The 15,985-nt window shown below is 50.0% G+C and carries 11 protein-coding genes and 2 pseudogenes; 8 read left to right on the forward strand and 5 right to left on the reverse strand.

Translation table 11 applies throughout. The features are described 5' to 3' along the window. The first annotated feature begins 27 nt into the window (after positions 1-27). Positions 28-1,310 (forward strand): annotated as a pseudogene (locus GEI7105_RS31230) (RNA-guided endonuclease InsQ/TnpB family protein). Here the strand turns inward: GEI7105_RS31230 and ppsA are convergent. Then, positions 1,267-3,765 carry a phosphoenolpyruvate synthase gene (gene ppsA / locus GEI7105_RS0118500; RefSeq protein WP_017661919.1) on the reverse strand — a complete coding sequence of 833 codons (2,499 nt, stop codon included), beginning with the start codon at positions 3,763-3,765 and terminating at the stop codon, positions 1,267-1,269. The pseudogene GEI7105_RS31230 and the gene ppsA sit on opposite strands and share 44 nt — an antisense overlap. Positions 3,766-4,035: 270 nt before the next feature. Here ppsA and GEI7105_RS31235 point away from each other — a divergent pair. Beyond that, a pseudogene (locus tag GEI7105_RS31235) lies at positions 4,036-5,302 on the forward strand (IS701 family transposase). A 934-nt stretch (positions 5,303-6,236) separates the two neighbouring features. Here the strand turns inward: GEI7105_RS31235 and GEI7105_RS33675 are convergent. Both GEI7105_RS33675 and GEI7105_RS0118520 read right to left on the reverse strand, forming a co-directional pair. Next, positions 6,237-7,115, reverse strand: coding sequence for a hypothetical protein (locus GEI7105_RS33675; RefSeq protein WP_017661921.1), 879 nt, complete (start codon positions 7,113-7,115; stop codon positions 6,237-6,239). Positions 7,116-7,309: 194 nt separating this feature from the next. After that, complete coding sequence (locus GEI7105_RS0118520) at positions 7,310-7,531, reverse strand: Calvin cycle protein CP12 (protein WP_017661922.1); 222 nt, start codon at positions 7,529-7,531, stop codon at positions 7,310-7,312. A gap of 286 nt (positions 7,532-7,817) precedes the next feature. Here GEI7105_RS0118520 and GEI7105_RS0118530 point away from each other — a divergent pair, with 286 nt between their 5' ends. The 5 genes from GEI7105_RS0118530 (at position 7,818) to GEI7105_RS0118550 (ending at position 13,065) form a co-directional block, all read left to right on the forward strand. Beyond that, a complete protein-coding gene (locus GEI7105_RS0118530; RefSeq protein WP_017661923.1) occupies positions 7,818-9,041 on the forward strand; it encodes an FIST signal transduction protein in 1,224 nt (407 codons plus the stop codon). Positions 9,042-9,242: 201 nt separating this feature from the next. Beyond that, entirely contained in the window at positions 9,243-9,605 is a 363-nt protein-coding gene (locus GEI7105_RS0118535; RefSeq protein WP_017661924.1) for a NifB/NifX family molybdenum-iron cluster-binding protein, read from the forward strand. Positions 9,606-10,020: 415 nt separating this feature from the next. After that, positions 10,021-10,884 carry a nucleotide-binding protein gene (locus tag GEI7105_RS0118540; protein ID WP_017661925.1) on the forward strand — a complete coding sequence of 288 codons (864 nt, stop codon included), beginning with the start codon at positions 10,021-10,023 and terminating at the stop codon, positions 10,882-10,884. After that, positions 10,881-11,744, forward strand: coding sequence for an ATP-binding protein (locus tag GEI7105_RS0118545; protein WP_017661926.1), 864 nt, complete (start codon positions 10,881-10,883; stop codon positions 11,742-11,744). The genes GEI7105_RS0118540 and GEI7105_RS0118545 overlap by 4 nt, the downstream gene beginning before the upstream one ends. Positions 11,745-11,895: 151 nt before the next feature. Further along, positions 11,896-13,065, forward strand: a complete 1,170-nt coding sequence (locus GEI7105_RS0118550) for a DNA cytosine methyltransferase (protein WP_017661927.1) — start codon at positions 11,896-11,898, stop codon at positions 13,063-13,065. 182 nt (positions 13,066-13,247) lie between these two features. On the opposite strand, the gene GEI7105_RS35185 is transcribed toward GEI7105_RS0118550, so the two are convergent. Both GEI7105_RS35185 and GEI7105_RS0118565 read right to left on the reverse strand, forming a co-directional pair. After that, complete coding sequence (locus GEI7105_RS35185) at positions 13,248-14,006, reverse strand: restriction endonuclease (protein ID WP_071592034.1); 759 nt, start codon at positions 14,004-14,006, stop codon at positions 13,248-13,250. A gap of 8 nt (positions 14,007-14,014) precedes the next feature. Beyond that, positions 14,015-14,263, reverse strand: a complete 249-nt coding sequence (locus tag GEI7105_RS0118565; RefSeq protein ID WP_017661930.1) for a helix-turn-helix domain-containing protein — start codon at positions 14,261-14,263, stop codon at positions 14,015-14,017. 182 nt (positions 14,264-14,445) lie between these two features. Here GEI7105_RS0118565 and GEI7105_RS0118570 point away from each other — a divergent pair, with 182 nt between their 5' ends. Then, positions 14,446-15,648 carry an RNA-guided endonuclease InsQ/TnpB family protein gene (locus tag GEI7105_RS0118570; protein WP_026097769.1) on the forward strand — a complete coding sequence of 401 codons (1,203 nt, stop codon included), beginning with the start codon at positions 14,446-14,448 and terminating at the stop codon, positions 15,646-15,648. Positions 15,649-15,985: the final 337 nt, after the last annotated feature.

Genomic DNA, 15,985 nt, shown 5'->3' on the forward strand with positions numbered 1-15,985 from the left:
AGAGTAGATTCTGTATAAGTTTCAGAGATCGAGCACATTCTTGATGTGTGCCGCCATGTCTGGAACTTTGCGCTGCGGGAACGCAAAGACTGGCTAAAGTCTCGCAAGTCTCCCGTGAATGCGTGTTCTATCGTGCAGGAATATATTCTGCTTGCGGACGAACCATTCCCCAGTTACCATGTCCAAGCCAAACGGTTGACGGCAGCTAAGGCTGAATACCCGGCATTAAAGACCGTCAACGCTCAGGTTTTGCAGCAGGTTTTGAGGAAGCTAGATGGTGCTTGGGAATCGTGGCGATTAAAGCGTTCGGGATTGCCTCGGTTCAAGAAGCCGAATCGAATGCGGTCGTTCGTTTTTCCCCAGATGCTCAAAAACTGCATCCCCCCTTCGCCCCCCTTAGTAAGGGGGGTTGGGGGGATTAAGCTTCCCCAACTGGGTTGGCTCGAAGTTCGCTGGTCACGCCGCATCCCGGAGATTTTTCAGGTCAAGCAGGCTCGTATCGTTCGCAAGGCATCGGGTTATTTTGTCCTGTTGAGCTTTCAGGCTGATGTCGAAGTTCCCGATGTGATGCCTCACGGACATCCGGTAGGGATTGATGTTGGCCTAGAGTATTTCCTGTCAAGTTCTGACGGAGAGCAGGTCAAGCGTCCTCGCTTTTTCGAGAAGCTGCACCGTAAGTTGAAATCACTACAACGCAGATTGAAGAATAAGCAAAAGGGTTCTGCTAACTGGCTAAAGCTTCAGAAGAAAATTGCCAGAGTCCATCAACGAATTGCCGATACGCGAAAAGACTGGCATTTCAAGCTGGCTCATCACCTCTGTGATGGTGCAGGGATGATTTTTGTCGAAGATCTCGACTTCCGTATCATGGCCAAAGGGATGTTGGGCAAGCACACCCTAGATGCTGGGCTGGGACAATTTGTGAATCAGATCCTTCCCTGGGTGTGCTGGAAGCGCGATGTGTATTACGAGAAAGTCGATGCCCGTGGCACGTCCCAGGAATGCCCAGATTGTGGCACCCAAGTTCGCAAAGCTCTCAGCGTGCGAGTCCATCAATGCCCGGAATGTGGGTCAACTAAACCTAGGGATGTTGCCGCAGCACAAGTCATTTGTACCCGTGGGCAACGGGGAATTGAAAATGCCTGTGGAGTCAAAGCGGCGGGGGCTGAGGTCACTCAGTCTAGCTGGCGGGCTGTGAAGCAGGAAATCTTTGGGGCGACCCAAGGAATCTCCCAGCATACCCATTAGGGTTGCTGGGAGAGGATGTCAATGCTTCGACTCAAACTCGGCAATATCGAGCAGGGTCTTGAGAACCGAATCGGGGTTCAAACTGATCGAATCGATACCCAATTCCACCAAGAAACGGGCGAATTCGGGATAGTCGCTCGGGGCTTGACCGCAAATTCCGATCTTGCGACCGTTGGCTTTCGCCCGTTCGATGACCATCCGCACCATTTGTTTGACACCTTCGTTGCGTTCGTCGAAGATGTGCGCCACCAGCGCCGAGTCGCGGTCTAATCCGAGGGTCAACTGCGTCAAGTCGTTCGATCCGATGGAAAATCCGTCGAAGACTTCACTGTACTGGTCGGCGAGAATCACATTACTGGGAATCTCGCACATCACGTACACTTGCAAGTCGTTTTCGCCCCGTTTGAGACCGTATTTTTCCATTTCCGCCAGCACTTTACGCCCTTCCTCGGGAGTGCGGCAGAAAGGAATCATGGGAATCACGTTCGTCAGTCCCATGTCGTCGCGAACCCGTTTCAAGGCTTTGCATTCCAAACCGTAGGCAGCGGCGTATTTAGGATCGTAGTAACGAGACGCACCGCGCCACCCGATCATCGGGTTTTCTTCCTTCGGCTCGAACTGTTTGCCGCCGAGGAGGTTGGCGTACTCGTTGCTCTTGAAGTCGGACATCCGCACGACTACCGGGTTCGGATAGAACGCGGCGGCGATGGTGCCGATGCCGTGGGCGAGTTTATCGACGAAGAAATCGGGTTTGTTCTCGTACTCAGCAGTCAGTTCGGCGATTTCCCGTTTGACGCTTTCGTCTTCGAGTTCGTCGAAGTGGAGTAATGCCAGGGGGTGAGCTTTGATGTGGTTGGCGATAATGAACTCGAACCGCGCCAAACCCACGCCGTCGCAGGGAATCGAAGACAGACCGAAAGCTTCTTCCGGGTTGCCCACGTTCATCAAGATTTTCGTCTTGGTAGTAGGCAGGTTGTCGAGAACGGTTTCTTCGATTTCAAAGGGAACTAAGCCGGAGTAGACTTTTCCTTCTTCCCCTTCGCAGCAAGAGACGGTGACATCTTGTCCGGTGGTCAGGGTTCCGGTGGCTTTGCCGCAACCGACGATCGCCGGAATGCCCATTTCCCGCGCGATAATGGCGGCGTGACAGGTGCGTCCGCCCGCGTTGGTGACGATCGCGCTGGCTTTTTTCATGATCGGTTCCCAATCCGGGTCGGTCTTGTTGGTGACGAGAACTTCACCGGCTTGGAACTGGTCGATTTTGTGAACGTCGAGGATGACGCGGGCTTTGCCTTGTCCGATGGCTTCGCCAACGGCGCGACCGGACACGATAACGTTACTGGTGCCTTGCAGTTTGTAGTGTTTGAGGACGTTTCCGGCTTTCTGGGATTGGACGGTTTCGGGACGGGCTTGAACGATAAACAGTTCGCCAGTTTGTCCGTCTTTCGCCCACTCGATATCCATCGGGGTGTAACTTCCCCGCACTTCGCTGTAGTGGTCTTCGATAATGCAAGCCCATTTCGCCAGGGTCAGCACTTCATCGTCGGTGATAGCGAATTTTTGGCGATCGGGTTCGGCAACGGGGACGTTTTTCGTCAGTTTGCCGCCGCCGATGTCGTAGACCATTTTCAGTTCTTTGGAACCGAGGCGTTTTTCGAGAATCGGACGGAAGCCTTGTTGCAAGGTGGGTTTGAAGACGAAGTATTCGTCGGGGTTGACGGCACCTTGCACCACGTTTTCACCTAAGCCATAAGCGGAGGTGATCAACGCGGCGTTTTTGAAGCCGGTTTCGGTGTCGATGGAGAACATGACGCCCGAGGCGGCCAGGTCGGAACGTACCATTTTTTGGACGCCTACGGACAAGGCAACGTCGAAGTGATCGAAGCCTTTAATGGTGCGGTAGGAAATGGCGCGATCGGTGAAGATCGATGCGAAACAACGGTGGCAGGCTTCGAGAACCGATTTAGCACCGTGGACGTTGAGATAGGTTTCTTGTTGTCCGGCAAAACTCGCGTCGGGTAAGTCTTCAGCCGTGGCGCTCGATCGCACGGCAACGTCGGTGTCGTAGCTGTATTCTTTGCAGGCTTGACGGTATTCGGGATCGAACCGTTCGCAAAATTCCGTATCTGCGCCGTAGCGTTCGCAAAGCTTGAAGTAGGCGGTCGCGATCGCCACTTCGAGTTCTTTCGGAAACGGGGTGTTGAGAACTAAAGCTCGGGCTTGTTTGCCGCGATCTCGCAAGTTTTGCATATCTTCCACGTCGAGATCGGAAAACAGCTTGCGAAGTTTGGTTTCGAGTCCGGCTTTTTCAACGAAGTAGCGATAGGCGTAGGCTGTGGTGGCAAATCCCGTCGGCACGCTGACGCCCTTTGACGCCAACTGCTGGATCATTTCACCGAGAGAGGCGTTTTTTCCTCCAACTAGAGGAACGTCGGCGATTCCGACTTCTTCAAACCACAGGACAAAGCTTTCGCTTTTAGGAACGCCAGATTGAATACTGGGAGCGCTGATAACCATATTTTTTCATCCCGCTCTACTTGCTTTCAATTTCTTATCTTATCGACTTTATTTTTTATATTGTTCTCTTTTTAATGTTTTTTTACGATCTTCCAGAACTGTCATTTTCCAAGGGTTTTACGGTTTATTTGCACTGAAGGAAGACTTGTAAAAACTTGTTACACTTTTGATTTTTTGTGAAATTTTGCACTAACGGGACTTAAACGGTAAAAAAGGTAAAATAAAAGCAAAACCCTTGACTGACAAGGATTTAAGGTGGAGAGTGTCCCCATGAGAGAGACCACCCCAGCCGCTATGCCACCCTGCTTTGAGAAGTGGTGCAAGCGTTTCGACCCCGACTTCAAAACCCAAGCACAAAAAAGGGGTTTAGACACTATTTGGGAGGATTACTCGGGGAAAGCCAGCGAAAAAACATAACTCAGATGGCAAACGACTCGGTGGGAGTGGTTTACAACCGCTTACATCATTTTATAACGGAATCCCCTTGGGAGGAGAAGCGTATTAACGAACGTCGTTTAAAGGTGGTGGACTCCTGCCATCAAACCCGAGTGGGTCGGGGATTTGCCTTGCTGCTCGATGATACAGGACATCGAAAAAGCGGCAACTTCACCGCAGGTGTGGGAAGACAGTACATCGGAGAAATCGGCAAGCTCGACAACGGAATCGTGGCGGTAACGACCCATCTCTATGATGGCAAAAAAAAATTTGACCTCTGGATGTAGAAATCTATCAGCCAGCCAGTTCCTTACCCTCAGGCAAGAAAGATCCCTCTTTCAAAAAGAAACCCGAAATCGCCTTAGAATTAATTGACCGGAGTTTAAAGAGAGGGTATCGACCGGGAATCGTCCTCATGGATGCCGGCTATGGTAACAACACAAATTTTTTAAAGGGACTCGAATCTCGCCGACTGAAGTATCTAGGAGCCGTCGCCAAAAATCGGAAAATCTGGCTGAATCAATCGGGAGAAAATTGGCAAAAGATTCGCCTTGATGAATATGCCAAAAGCTTACCAGAAGAGGACTTTACGTCAGTTTCTCTAAATTTAAACAAGCCCAAAACCCTGTGGGTGGCGACGGGTACGGCAGAGCTGTCACGTCTACAAGGAGAAAGAACCTTTGCTATCGTCATGAATGCAAGTTCTTATGCGGACGCGACAGAAATTGATTATTTTATCACGAATGAAGACTCCGAAAAAGTGACTGCCGAATGGGTCGTGAACACTTACTCAGGGCGAAACTGGGTAGAAGTCTTCTATCGGGAAGCCAAAGGATGGTTGGGTTGGAGGGAATGCCAGGCGAGAGGTTTGAAGAGTTTACAGCGGCATTTAATTTTGGTATTTTGTGCCTACACTTTTATCCTTTGGCATAAGTTGACGGGCGGTTTACGAAGGAAGTGGGCGAACCAACCTTTGGAAACTTTTGTAGATGCTTTAGAGGCTTTTCGGACAGCCATGTCTTTTCGTTTTGTGGCATGGCTGAACGAGAATCGAGACCTGTTTGCCGCTCACAAAGCGCGTTTTGGCTTGGTTTGGGCTTGAAATTTGTTTAAGTACCGCTAAAATAATCCCGATCGATAATAAAATGTTAATTGTCATTAATTCTTGGATTCATTGCTCTTCAAGTATTGTAAAATAAGGTTTGCAATTTTATTTTTTTTTAATATTTCCATTCCTTTAAGTAAAGCGTTTGTTGTTTATTTTTAAATGTAAACAAAGCGATAAGTTTTACTGTATCAGTCTGGCATCTCAATTAATTCGAGCTTATTGAAGAAATATAGCAGTCCCAAATGAGTCGTCAAACATTAAAACACCAGAAAAAATCTGATTCCCCGTTCCCCGTTCCCCGTTCCCGATTCCCTTTTTGTCTCAATTTTGTTACACAACTGATTTAGGGTTGCTATAGGCTCTACTATCGAGAATGTCGAACGAGATTTCAAAGGTTTCAGCCATTGGAGTTTCAGCCAGACTCAATTTTTCGAGGTGTCCGGTCGTCTGTGTTAAACAGAGCGACAAGGTTGTCAAATCGGTCAAGTTTGAGGCAGAAAGCGAGAAAAAGTCGGCACAATAGTCGAAAAACAGCGTTTTTATACGGAATCCAAATCTCAAATAGCGGTTTTGCCAAACCCTACCCCCCCCAACCCCCCTTTCAAAGGGGGGCGAAGGGGGAATGTGGTGAAGACTTCTTGAAACCCAGCTTATCGGCAACGAATTCCGCATTAAACTGTAAAATGCTGTATTGTCGGCGATCGCAGCCGAATATTACTTAAATCGAGCGATCGCCCGACGCGATTTTTGGGTGCATCTCACTTTTGCAAAAACATCAGTTTTGGGTGGCAAAATTCCCGATTAGCACTTCCGGTATAAGATCCCCGGCATCTTGGAGATGCCGGGGATCTGGAAATTGAGTGCGCCCAATTCGATGAATTTACATTTTTGAGATGTACCCCGATTTTTTCCTCAAAGGAATGCCATCTCAAGGACGACGAGTCGCGTGGGACGGGTAAGGATCGAAGAGGTGTTGCACGAGAGAGGCCGCTGGCGGAACGTACACCCAGAGATCGCCAGATTCCTCTGTACGATAGGTCAGCAGCGTCACGTGGAGATACCCGTCAGCTCGTCCCAAAGCTTCGCCGAGGCGTCGATATCCGAGATGACGGCGACCCAAACCGCAAAGTCTGAGGAGGTAATTCGGAATTTGGGGACTAGAAAACACAGTACAGTCCGATGGCATCGATCGCAGCGTTCCGTCGGTGACAAACACGAGCTGACCGTTCGCCCACCCGTCAAAGGGCGCAAACACTTTCCCGCTCGTGCGTAACGAAAGTTCTCCAAAAGCCGCGACCACGCGGCGTTCGGCAATTTCGTCGCCAGCAGCGATCGAAACATCGGAGGCGACAGTCACCTCAGAGACGATAGGCGTCTCGAACGTTGGCGGATCGGGCATCCAGCGGACGCCCGGTCGATCCGAAGCTTCGAGACTGTATCCGATATAGCGATCGCCCTCGTAAGCCACCACCGCGAAAGCCCCCTCAGTCGTGCGGTACAACTCTCGCTCGGTCAGAACGCCGTCGCGCAGGGCGACTTTCGGTAACAGGCAATAAGGAGACCCCAACTGTTGCCGAACGGTCGTCGCATCGGGGTCTTCGCTCCCGTGTAGCGCTTGCAAGCGATCTAAGGTTAAAGTCGTCTCAGCATCGATAATACGAGTACAAGCCGGTCGAAACGTCGTCGTTTCCTCAGAGCGATCGGCTGCCACCGCTGCCAACACAGAAATCGCCGTGGTGACAGCGAGGCCGACTCCGTAAATTGCGTTCCAACGGACTCCAAGCGGTTTGTGAGCGTCGATCTCCATAGTCGAACAAAAGAGGGTGGGCGAACGAGAACCGAAGCCAGATTTTGAATACAGACTCTTGAAGAGAGCGGTTTAAATGCCGAAGTTTAAATAGCGTACAAAAATTTAGACATCCCTACGATAGCAGATGCCAACAACAAGCGGCGAGGGAACTCCTCGCCGCTTCGCCCGCAATACTCGATTGTCAAAGCGGATTAATCGTCGTAAACCCGGCATTCAGCAGCATCGGGGTTGTCCTCGCAGTAGGTATCAAACGAGGTTTTTTGCGGCTTTTGCTTTTGGTGAGCTGCTTCGGCTTGCAATTCTTCGACAGCATCCCAGGCTGCCGCACAATCTTGAGACGTAGCACCACTGGTATCGCAGACAGCCCGAGCCGCCTCGCGTTCTTGTTCGATCTGTTTTTGAATGTCGTTCATAGTCTCCTATTGGATCTACTCTTCGTCGATCTGTTCACCCTATTCAGTATAGGGAATCTTTTCCTAGCAGGCGGTTCGCCTACCCGTACCCGTACATCGTTGCTAGAGAACGAACGGTTCTATACCATTACTCTTACTGGACATCACTCTCCCGTGGCGTATCCCGATCTATATTTTTAAGATTTGACACCGCCGACGGGCCGATCGAAGAGGGACTGACGGTCGATGGCGATCGAGGTTTCTTCGACCAACTCGAACAACCACTAGCGATTGCAAGGACTAGCCTATGGAGTGGGTTAACGCTTTATCGACGCGCCCCTCGCTCGAAGCCGCAGTGCAAGAGGCCGCAGACGCCGCACAACAGGCGTTATCCGAACCGCCGGATTTAGGATTGGTATTTATTTCCTCGGCCTTTGCCAGCGAATATCCCCGTTTGATGCCCTTGCTGCGCGAACGCTTAGACGTTCCTACGCTGATCGGATGTGGGGGGGGCGGTATCGTCGGGAGTACGCCAACCGATGCCAGTACTGTCGAAATTGAAGGGGGCATTGCCTTAAGTTTGACGCTCGTGAGCTTGCCCGACGTCGAAGTTCGGAGCTTTTTTCTTCCATCTGACGAACTCCCCGATCTCGACAGTCCCCCCGAACGTTGGATCGAAGCCGTTGGGGTTTCCCCCGAGTCCGACCCACTGTTTATCGTGTTAGCCGATCCGTTCATGTCGCGAATTAACGATTTACTGCAAGGACTCGACTACGCTTATCCAACTGCCTCGAAAGTCGGAGGACTCTCGAGCAGTCCCGGTATTCGAGGGGCGAACTTGTTCTTTAACGATCGCGCCGTTCGAGAAGGGGCGGTTGGCGTCGCTCTCTCTGGCAATATTACTCTCGATAGCATTGTCGCTCAGGGATGTCGTCCCATCGGGAAACCCTACCGCATCGCCGAGGGGGAACGAAACATCATTTTAGCGCTCGACGAACTCGGCGCAACGGAATCGGCACGTCCGCCGCTGGAGGTTTTACGGGATTCGATCGTCGAACTGAGCGAAGCCGATCGCGAACTGGCCCAAAATTCGCTGTTTATCGGCGTCGTCAGCGATGAATTCAAACAAACCCTCGAACCGGGAGATTTTCTGATTCGCAATCTCATCGGTGTCGATCCCCAAGCGGGGGCTGTCGCGATCGGCGATCGCGTGCGTCCGGGTCAGCGGGTGCAGTTTCACCTTCGGGACGCTAAAACCTCCGCTGAAGATTTAGAAGCTTTGCTTGAGAAGTATTGTCGCGACGCGGGTTCGACCGCTCGTCCTTTCGGTGCGTTGATGTTTTCCTGTCTCGGACGAGGCGAGGGACTCTACGGCGAAGCTAACTTCGATTCTCGCCTGTTCCACCGCTATCTCGATGGCGTTCCCCTCAGCGGTTTTTTCTGCAACGGTGAAATCGGCCCCGTCGGTGGTAATACCTTCCTCCACGGTTATACGTCGGTGTTCGGCATTTTGCGACCGGCATCGAGGTGACGAGAGAATTCGACCCTCGCCTGTCGCTGGTTTTGTGAGACTTTATCGAAAAACTTGGGTCTAAAACCCCGTCCCTCCAGGGCGGTGAGGAGGTCGACCGGGTGCGATCGCGTGAACCCATCGCGCCTTATTTTATTGACATTTATTTTAAATAACTTTATAGTAATAAAACAGAATAACGAATAAAAGGTATAGGTAGCCATGAAAATCGCCGTTCCCGTCGCCAGTCACGAAGGAGAGAATGCCGCACTGGGGGAGAGCTTCGGACGGTCGGACTATTTTGCCATCGTGGAACTCGACGATAGAGGCATTGAATTTATTGAGAATCCAGCTCGACAAGACGGTAGCGGAGCCGGAATCAAAGCCGTGCAAGCCGTGGCCGATGCAGGCGTCGAGGCGGTCGTCGTTCCGCGTTTGGGACCCAAAGCCGTTCGAGCCTTGAAAGATGCTGGAATCACGGCGTTTGAATTTACGGGAGATACACTCGAAAGCGCGATCGCAGCCTTTCAAGCCGGACAACTGAGCGAATTTTCCCCTGAAGGTTGCGGACATCAGCATTGTTGACATCCTCACCGCCCTGGAAGGACGGTGATTCCCAAACCTCGCGATTTGGGTTCCTGCTTCCTTCTCTCTCGAGTTTTTCGCAGTTGCTCTCCGGATCGAGATCCTTCAAGTCTTACACTCGCTTCACAGGCTGTAACGGTGTGTCCCACCGCCAAAATTCCAATTCAATTGGAGTTTTAGGCAAACTTACTAACTTGGGTTTCGTTAGCCAGTTTAACCATTCACGTCCATTGTACTGTAAAGCCGCCCTAGAAGGCTTGCCCTGCTCGCACTGCTTGCACTGCTTGCACTGAGCTTGTCGAAGTGAGCTTGTCGAAGTGAGCTTGTCGAAGTGAGCTAAGTCGAAGGCTTGCCCTGAGCCAAGTCGAAGGGGGCGGGGTTTCAAACCCAAAATTTTCGATGAGGTTATGGGGTGATGAAAATTGCCGTACTCAGTGGTAAAGGGGGAGCCGGTAAAACCACTGTCGCCACGAATTTCGCTCTTTCTTTATCTAGCGTAGGAACGGTGCAACTGTTCGACGCGGACGTAGAAGAGCCGAACGCGCGTCTGTTCGTCCGTCCGAATTTCGGCGATCGCAGCGAACCCGTTCGCCGTCGGGTTCCCGTCGTGAATGCCGAAAAATGTGCGTTGTGTCAAACCTGCGTTCGATTTTGCCAGTTTAACGCCCTCGCGAAGTTGGGCAACCGTATCGTCGTTTACCCCGAAGCCTGTCACAGTTGCGGGGGGTGCAAACAGGTTTGTACGGCGAACGCGATTTCCGAAGTCGATCGCGATGTGGGTGTATTGCAGTGGGACACCGACGTTTCGGGGATCGAATTTTGGCAAGGGGAGCTGTACGTCGGGGAAGAATCCGCCGTTCCTACGATCCGGGCGTTAATACAGCATATCGACGAACGCAAAATTGCCGTTCTCGACGCTCCCCCAGGAACTGCGTGTGCGGCGGTGGAAGTGGCCGCCAGCAGCGATTTTTGTCTGTTTGTCGCCGAACCGACACCGTTTGGCTTGCACGATTTACAGATGACCGTCGAGGCGATCGCCCCGTTCGACAAGCCTTGGGGACTCGTTATCAACCGCTCTGAAGGGGCGGCCGATCGACCGCTCGAAGCCTACGCTCGAGCGCGGGGTCTTCCCATTTTACTGAAGATTCCGTTCGATCGCGCTTTTGCCGAACTTTACTCTCGCGGGATTCCCTTCGTCGAAAGATATCCGAGTTGGAAACTGCGTTTTCGAGACCTGTTCGATCGCATTCGATCGCCTCACCCGGTTAAGTTCTCATGAAAGAAGTCGTCGTTATCAGTGGAAAAGGTGGAACGGGAAAAACCACCGTGACCGCCAACCTCGCAGCCCTGGCCAACCAGTTCGTTCTCGCCGATTGCGACGTAGACGCCCCGAACCTCCATATTCTCCTCAACCCGAAAATTCTGGAAGAGAAACCGTTTTACGGGGGAAACGTGGTGGTTCGCCACAGCGATCGCTGCATTGACTGCGGCTTGTGTCGTGTGTTGTGCGAGTTCGAGGCCATCGCCGCAGACGGGGCGATCGATCCCATCAAATGCGAAGGGTGTAACCTCTGCGTGGTGAAATGTCCTATGGGGGCGTTGAAACTGGTTCCCCAACAAAGCGGAACCCTCTATTTTTCCGAAATCGATCGCGCCTTGATGGTTCACGGGAGATTGAAAGCTGGGGGGGAAAACTCCGGTAAACTCGTCACACAAATCAAGCGTATCGCGGCGCAGGTGGCGAAAGAGTACGGTTGCGAGTGGGCGATCGTCGACGGCTCGCCGGGAATTGGCTGTCCGACGATCGCCTCAGTGCGAGGTGCAGACGCAGCGTTAATCGTCACCGAACCCACCGTTTCGGGGTTGGCGGACTTAAAACGAGTCGTGCAATTGGTCGAACAGTTCCGCGTGCGGGCGTTTGTCATCATCAACAAATTCGATCTCAATTTAACGGTGACTGAAGAGATCGAAGCCTTTTGTGGCGATCGCGACATTGTCGTTCTCGGACGTCTTCCTCTGACTCAAGCGGTTGTCGAAGCGTTGCGACGGGGAGAATTGCTGGTGCGTCAAGGACGACCGAATCCCGTCGGCGATGAATTAAACGCTATCTGGAATCAATTAAACGCCTGTCTAAGTTGAGTTTCGGCATTTTCTATTTTGGCTGTCTATAGGTTTCTAGAGACAACGTCTTGTGAAAAGGCAGTCTCGGGCCCCTCAGTCTGTCAACCTTTGATATAATGTAGACGATATGTCACCTTGACGATCGCATTAATCTAGTCTTCAAAAGCCCGTGGAATCGATTCAGCTTTCCCTTTTCCCACAACTTGAGATCGAAGAAAAAAAGCCCAGACAAAAGCAGCCAAAATTAGGACGCTACGAGCGTATCAAGCGCGATCTCGAAAAAAATGATAACGATCCCTATAAATTATTTATAGATATCAGTCAGATCGAAAAAGGAAATTTTGAATATAATTTCATCGATCTGTTCTGTGGTGCAGGTGGAATGACCCAAGGCTTGCAACAGGCAGGTTATAAGCCTATCGCGAGTGCTGAAATCAGCCCGATCGCATCAGCTACTCATCAGCGCAACTTTCCCGACTGTCACCATTTTAATGGAGATATACACAGTCTGTCGGCCAAAGCATGGCTCGAAGCGATTGGTTCCCCTCCTATTCATGTAGTCGTTGGCGGCCCGCCTTGCCAAGGATTTTCAGTTGCTGGAAAAAGAGATCCGAACGACCCTCGAAATTTTCTCTTTCAGGAATTTATACGAATTGTAGCTGAACTTCAACCTTGGTATGTTGTTATGGAAAATGTACCGGGAATTTTGACGATGAAGAAAGGTCTCGTCAAAGAAGATATTTTCCAAAAATTTAACAGCATTGGATATTCAACGATTTCAGTTGCAATTCTAGAATCTGCCGAATATGGAATTCCTCAGATTCGTCCTCGTGCCATATTTATCGCCAATCACTTCGAGTTTCCCAATCCGTTTCCTCAGCCCCAACTTACACCGAATGAATACGTTCCTATTGAAGCGGCAATTGCAGATTTACCAGAATACAATCCACTTCCAGAGATTAATCACGAATGGACTCGACACTCACCGCAATATATGGAAAGAATAGCCCAAGTTCCTCCTGGCGGATCGTTATATAAATCCTATGCTGATGCTTTTAAACGTCAGTATTCAGGAAAACCGAGCATGACGGTAAAGGAAAATCACGGAGGAACTCATATCCATCCTTATCTCAATCGAGTCATTTCAGCTAGAGAAATGGCAAGACTTCAAACTTTTCCAGACGACTTTATATTTGAAGGAACGATGAAAAAAGCAATGTGGCAGATTGGCAACGCTGTTCCTCCTCGACTCGCTGAGTGTATTGGGTTGTCTCTATTTCCCTATCTTCGTAAACTTTCAATCTCTATAAATGAATCTAAAAGCAGACACCTCGACTAATTCAAGCTTATTGATAAAGGCTCTACTATTAGGTGCATCTCAATGTTGTAGAACGACCCCTCCGCCTTCAGCACTCAGCACCTCCCTTTAGCAAGAGGAGGATGGTTAGGGTTCCGATTGCAAAAGTGAGATAGTGAAATGCACCCCTACTATCGAAAATTGGCAACTAGATTTCAAGGGTTTCAGCCATTGGAGTTTGAGTCAGAATTAATTTCTCGAGATGCCCGAGCGCTGTTGAGATGAGTGTTGAGAGCCTTTCTCCAAGCTTCAAAGTCATACCAACCGCAACCAACACATTCTTTTTCGGCTTCAGAACCTCTTTGATGAGGAGATACCCAATTTTCACCCCCTTGATACCAGAACGCAATCCCAAACGGTTGTCCTCGTTTTTCTGTTTTGATACACCGTTCGCAGCTTCTAGACTTCAGAAGATTGTGGTTGCCCGAACTGTCTTTTTTGAGTAGTTGAAATTTTGATTGAATTTCATCATCACTCATTTCAGAGCTGAGATTATCTTCTGGCGCTCCCCATCGCTCCATAGGAAATTTATGATCGATAACCAATTCATGTTCAGCTCGCTTTCTTTGCTCAATTACATCTCGATAATCGTAAAATTTTAATATTTTTTTTGCAAGCTTTTTGGGAATATTGGTTGCTGCATTAGATTGTTGAAGTCTCCCAGTCCATCGATCGTGACGAGTTTTTACTTGACAGATTTTACAATGTCGCATCTCTGATTTAATAACTAAACCAGGACGTTTTTTAGTTCCTCTCTGTAGTCCTTGTATTCCTCCACCACCAGCATACTGGGCAGTATTAACTTTTTTACCTTCGCAAACTCGACAGTGCCATTTCCGATCGGAAAGGATATCAAATATTTGTTGTTGAAGTGACTTAGATTTAAACGTTGCTCTGAGTTCTTCTACTAAATTGCCAGTCATTTAAGAGATTATTGAATATTTTGAGACTCTGCTTCTAGAGAATCGAGAAGTTCAGAAACCGTAATTTCCAGTCCAGACGCAATTTGAACTAGAGCCACAAGAGATGGATTTCTAACACCACGTTCGACTCCGGAAATGTAGGTGCGATCTAAATTAGCCCGGAAGCCCAGTTCTTCTTGAGAAAGCTGGCGAAGAATGCGTTTCTGCTTGACTAAGCTGCCAAAAGCTTGAAGGATCTGATGTCTCGATTCATCCATGAAGCTAATTTTGGTAATTTTGTAGACGATAAGTCTACGGACGATGTGTCACATTTAGCCTGAACCGCGAGAATCCTACGTTTCTAATCTCCGATTGAAGCGTAGATGAATCGCGGCGGTAAGGTTGCGGGCAAGCCGTTCGATCTGTTATGCTGCTCTTAGTGCAAAGCTTGTTTCACCTAATGAAAGTTGTCAGGCTGAGAATTTATCCCACGGGAGAGCAGGAAGTTGCCCTGGCGAAAGCTTTTGGCTGCTGCCGTTTTGTGTGGAACCGTTCTCTGCAACTGACGACGGAAGCCTACCGCCAAACGGGGAAAGGCATCTCTGGGTTAACTCTCAAAAAGATGCTTCCGCAATGGAAGCGAGAACTGGAGTGGCTCTCAGACACTTATTCTCAATGTCTGCAAAGTTCGGTACTCAACCTCTCGAGAGCCTTCGTTAACTTCTTTGAGGGACGCGCTCGTTACCCACGATTTAAAAGTAAGCACAAACGGCAATCCCTTCAATACCCGCAAAACGTCAGACTCGAAGGAGATCGGTTGCATCTTCCCAAAATCGGAGAGGTGTACTGTCGCGTTCATCGTTGGTTTGAAGGGCAAATCAAAACTGTAACTATCAGTCGCAATCCTGATGGACGGTATCACGCTTCAATCCTTATCGACGACGGTTCGGAAAAACCCGAACCCAATGCCGATGGCAAAGCCATTGGCATCGACTTAGGGTTGAAACACTTTGCCGTGACTTCTGACGGTGAAAAATACAACAATCCCCGTCACCTCAAGAAGCACGAGCGTAACCTCAAACGCAAACAGCGAAAACTGTCGAGGAAGCAACAAGGCTCGAACTCTCGCCAAAAAGCCAGGCGGCTCGTGGCGCGAGTTCACAGTAAAATTGCCAACACTCGAGCCGATTTTCTCCACAAGCTATCCCGCAAGATAGTCAATGAGAACCAAGTGATTGTGGTGGAAAATCTAGCCGTGAAGAACATGGTCAGGAATCACAGCCTCGCTAAGGCAATAAGCGATGTGGGCTGGGGTATGTTTTCAACCCTGCTCAAATACAAGGCAGAGGGAGAAGGGAAGGTCTATCTAGAAGTCGATCGATTCTTCCCCAGCACTCACCTTTGCTCTGAAACGCTGTTGCCGCTCCCCAAGATGGGACTCGACGTGCGATCGTTTGAATGTCCGCAATGTGGGCAGATTCACGACCGCGACATCAATGCGGCAATCAATCTTAAAAATGAAGGCTTGCGGATATGGGCCTCGGGAACCGGGGCTTCTGCCAGTGGAAGGAATGTAAGTCCAAAGGGAGGTCGAATTCGTTCGACGCTTTCCGAGGCAATTCCCAGTGAAGCTGGAAGCCACTCATCAATCGCCTCGCGATGATGAGTGGTAGTTCACTACGTCTGTCAAACAAGCGGTTGTCGAAGCGTTGCGACGGGGAGAATTGCTGGTGCGTCAAGGACGACCGAATCCCGTCGGCGATGAATTAAACGCTATCTGGAATCAATTAAACGCCTGTCTAAGTTGAGTTTCGGCGACTTTACCCACCTCAGTTTCCAAGGTCGCCTCTGGAATTTTCCCGATCGTTCGAGCCAGACTCGTTACACTAAAAGAGGATGTCACGTTTCGAGCGGGGATAGGGTACGAACGACGTTACTCACAGGTTGTCACGACGGTAAACCTACTAACTCCCGTTCTCGTTCCCTCTCGATCGAATCCC

Source organism: Baaleninema simplex PCC 7105 (genome assembly GCF_000332355.1).
Lineage (GTDB): Bacteria > Cyanobacteriota > Cyanobacteriia > Cyanobacteriales > Geitlerinemataceae > Baaleninema > Baaleninema simplex.

Bases quoted from the DNA above. Each gene is read 5' to 3' on its own strand.
- ppsA (WP_017661919.1), bottom strand. From the start codon at position 3,765: ATGGTTATCAGCGCTCCCAGTATTCAATCTGGCGTTCCTAAAAGCGAA.
- GEI7105_RS33675 (WP_017661921.1), bottom strand. From the start codon at position 7,115: ATGGAGATCGACGCTCACAAACCGCTTGGAGTCCGTTGGAACGCAATT.
- GEI7105_RS0118520 (WP_017661922.1), bottom strand. From the start codon at position 7,531: ATGAACGACATTCAAAAACAGATCGAACAAGAACGCGAGGCGGCTCGG.
- GEI7105_RS0118530 (WP_017661923.1), top strand. From the start codon at position 7,818: ATGGAGTGGGTTAACGCTTTATCGACGCGCCCCTCGCTCGAAGCCGCA.
- GEI7105_RS0118535 (WP_017661924.1), top strand. From the start codon at position 9,243: ATGAAAATCGCCGTTCCCGTCGCCAGTCACGAAGGAGAGAATGCCGCA.
- GEI7105_RS0118540 (WP_017661925.1), top strand. From the start codon at position 10,021: ATGAAAATTGCCGTACTCAGTGGTAAAGGGGGAGCCGGTAAAACCACT.
- GEI7105_RS0118545 (WP_017661926.1), top strand. From the start codon at position 10,881: ATGAAAGAAGTCGTCGTTATCAGTGGAAAAGGTGGAACGGGAAAAACC.
- GEI7105_RS35185 (WP_071592034.1), bottom strand. From the start codon at position 14,006: ATGACTGGCAATTTAGTAGAAGAACTCAGAGCAACGTTTAAATCTAAG.
- GEI7105_RS0118565 (WP_017661930.1), bottom strand. From the start codon at position 14,263: ATGGATGAATCGAGACATCAGATCCTTCAAGCTTTTGGCAGCTTAGTC.
- GEI7105_RS0118570 (WP_026097769.1), top strand. From the start codon at position 14,446: ATGAAAGTTGTCAGGCTGAGAATTTATCCCACGGGAGAGCAGGAAGTT.